The organism is Raineya orbicola (genome assembly GCF_002843425.1).
Classification (GTDB): Bacteria; Bacteroidota; Bacteroidia; order Cytophagales; family Thermonemataceae; genus Raineya; species Raineya orbicola.
Window position 1 is genome coordinate 1 of sequence record NZ_NKXO01000075.1, and the last position, 3,297, is coordinate 3,297.

General features: G+C 35.7%; 4 protein-coding genes. All 4 read left to right on the plus strand.

The features are described from left to right. Window positions 1-245: 245 nt before the first annotated feature. The gene (gene dusB / locus Rain11_RS13540; protein WP_101359905.1) at window positions 246-1,232 is read left to right on the plus strand and encodes a tRNA dihydrouridine synthase DusB; all 987 of its coding nucleotides are present in this window, start codon (window positions 246-248) and stop codon (window positions 1,230-1,232) included. Window positions 1,233-1,459: 227 nt separating this feature from the next. Next, a complete protein-coding gene (locus tag Rain11_RS13545) occupies window positions 1,460-2,290 on the plus strand; it encodes a CheR family methyltransferase (protein WP_101359906.1) in 831 nt (276 codons plus the stop codon). Window positions 2,291-2,294: 4 nt separating this feature from the next. Then, complete coding sequence (locus Rain11_RS13550; RefSeq protein WP_101359907.1) at window positions 2,295-2,918, plus strand: chemotaxis protein CheB; 624 nt, start codon at window positions 2,295-2,297, stop codon at window positions 2,916-2,918. A 67-nt stretch (window positions 2,919-2,985) separates the two neighbouring features. Next, the gene (locus Rain11_RS13555) at window positions 2,986-3,102 is read left to right on the plus strand and encodes a transposase-like zinc-binding domain-containing protein (protein WP_101359908.1); all 117 of its coding nucleotides are present in this window, start codon (window positions 2,986-2,988) and stop codon (window positions 3,100-3,102) included. Window positions 3,103-3,297: the final 195 nt, after the last annotated feature.

A 3,297-nucleotide genomic window follows, 5' to 3' on the forward strand; every position in this document is an offset into this window, starting at 1 on the left:
GCTATAAGTATTTTTTTTATACCTCACAAAAAAACAATAAGGATTTTCTTAATGATGAAATCTTTCTTAATTTTGTTAAATTAAACGCCGTCAATATCCACTAATTCATAACTTGGCGGTCATATTGAAATTATACCAAATATTAAAAAAGTTCTACATTAAATTCTCGTAAAGTCTTAAAGGCTTTTGTATGCTTCTTTCTAATTCGCTTTTTTTCTTGTATTTTTGCGTAAAATTTTCTGGCAATGGTAAAAATTGGAAAAATAGAGTTAGGAGAATTTCCTTTGCTTTTAGCTCCAATGGAAGATGTTTCTGACCCTCCTTTTCGGGCTGTTTGCAAGGCGGGTGGGGCAGATTTGATGTACACAGAGTTTATTTCGTCAGAAGGACTGATACGCGATGCGGCAAAAAGCAAACAAAAATTAGATATTTTTGAGTACGAACGCCCTATTGGTATACAACTTTTTGGCTCGGATATTGAAACAATGCGAGCCTCTGCGGAAATTGCTACACAAGTGAATCCTGATTTAATTGATATAAACTACGGTTGCCCCGTAAAGCAAGTGGCCTGTAAGGGAGCAGGAGCGGCACTCTTGCAAGATATTCCTAAAATGGTAAAGATGACAGAGGCAGTAGTAAAAGCTACTCATTTACCTGTAACCGTCAAAACTCGTTTAGGCTGGGACGAAAACAGCAAAAATATTGAGGAAGTTGCTGAAAGATTACAAGATATTGGTATTCAAGCCCTTACTATACACGGCAGAACACGCGTACAAATGTACAAAGGTGAAGCAGATTGGACGCTCATAGGTAAAGTAAAAGAAAACCCACGTATCAAAATTCCTATTTTTGGAAATGGTGATATTGATAGCCCCCAAAAAGCTCTTGAATACAAAAATCGCTACGGTGTAGATGGCATTATGATTGGCAGAGCCGCTATTGGTTATCCGTGGATTTTCCGAGAAATCAAGCATTTCTTACAAACAGGTGAGTTACTGACACCACCAACCATTGAGGAACGTATAGAAATCTGTCTAAAACATTTGCAATTTTCAGTAAAATGGAAAGGAGAACGTTTGGGTATTTTGGAAATGCGTAGGCATTATGCAAGTTATTTTAAGGGTTTTGAAAATTTTAAGTCATTTAGAATGAGGTTAGTAGAAGCAAGTAGCGAAGCAGAAATTATACAAATTCTTAATGAAGTAGAGCAGTATTATACAACTCTCGTATAACAAAACACTTCATTTTTACGTTATTACAAAAAGATAAAATACACTCAAATATTACATCTGCCTGATGGCAAATCCTTTGTGGCAAGATATTTGAGAAAATTTTGTCAGTAAGTTTTAGTAAAAGTTTAAAGATATGAAAAAAGCAAACCTTCGTGGGGTTTGCTTTTTTATTTGTAAATTTGTGAAGTTTTGTTAAAAATTTTTATTTTGGGCAAAAATATTCGGGTATGTTAGAGCAAGAAATAGAAATCAGCGAAATTCGCCTGATAACCGATTTGATACGGCAAAAATATGATTACGACTTCACCAACTATGCGATGTCTTCTTTCAAAAGGAGGGTAGCAAGGGTGCTGGAAGTTTATAAGATGGATAGTGTAGCTACTTTGCTTCGCCGTTTAGATGCCGATGCCAAATTTTTCAAAGAATTTCTGACCGAAATCACGGTAAATGTTACGGAAATGTTCCGCGACCCTACTTGTTGGGTTGCTCTTCGCGACCAAATCATTCCGAATATCTTACAAAACAACAACCGCTTTTCTATTTGGCACGCTGGTTGCTCTTCGGGAGAGGAAGTCTATTCTATGGCAATCTTGCTGGAAGAAATGGGTATTTTAGACAATGTCCGTATTGTAGCGACCGATATAGACCACGTAATTTTAGATAAAGCTCGCGAAGCTCGGTATCATATCAAAAATATGGAGGTCAATAAAAAAAATTATGCCACTTTTGGAGGCAAATTTTCTTTAGAAAAATACTATCGCGAAGAAAATGGCAAAGCCGTAATGAACAAAAACCTTGTGAGAAACGTAGAATTTCGTGAGCAAAATTTAGTTACAGGCACTCCGTTTAGCAAATTTGACCTCATTCTTTGCCGCAATGTTATGATTTACTTCAACCAAACTCTCCAAAATCAAGTACTAAAACTTTTTCACGATAGTTTATTCAAGTATGGATATTTAGTGATAGGTTCTAAGGAATCATTGATTTGGTGCGAATTGGCTAATAAATTTATTGTGGTAAATAACGAAGATAAAATCTATAAAAAAATCAGAGATTAGCAGAATGGCTGTTGTTTTAGAAAAAAATAAATACAACCTACATAACCAATACAAAGCGATTGTAATAGGAGGCTCAGCGGGAAGTTTTCAGGTGATAAGCAAGATTTTGCAAAATCTGCCCGAAGATTTTCAGATACCTATTATTATGTGTTTGCACAGGCTCAAAGATGTGCGAAGCGGTTTTGCAGAAGCTCTCAATATCAAAAGCAGTAAAATTATCACCGAACCCGAAGATAAAGAGCATATCCGTAAGGGGTGTATTTATCTTGCTCCTGCCAACTATCATTTGGGGGTAGAATTGGGTAATACTTTTACCCTTTCTACCGAGGAGATGGTGAATAACTCTCGCCCTGCGATTGATATTACCTTTGCGACCGCCTCTTATGTTTTTCGTAATAAACTTATAGGTATTTTACTTTCAGGAGCCAATCGTGATGGCGGATTGGGAATGAAACGCATCAGCGAAAGAGGTGGGCTTACCATTGTTCAAGAACCCAAAGAGTGCCTCATTGATACTATGCCTAACGCCGCATTAGAACTTGCACCTCAAATAGACCACGTTCTTCCTACCGACGAAATCATAGATTTGCTTTTGCAATTACACAAACTCTATGTTGCACAAGTATAAAAAAATTGGTTGTGGTAAAGATTGTATGATATTTTTGTAAAAGACAAAGAGGACGTATTTTTGTAATATGTCTGAAGTATTAACAAAAGTAAACTGCCCTCATTGCCAAAGTACAAAAGTAGTAAAAAATGCTCGTAAAAAAGACGGAACACAAAATTTTTTGTGTAAATCTTGTGGTAAGTAGTTTCAACAGGCTTATCGGTACAAGGGAGCAGACCCTAAAATTAAACATCTTATAGTGAGTATATTATTAACGTGAATTATAAGTCTAACTTATTGTTTTCAAGGGATTTAAATAAAAAAACTTAGGGTAATTGAAAAAATGATTAACTTTGAGTTGTACTTTTTAAATATTTAATCATATGAGTCAATTACCTCT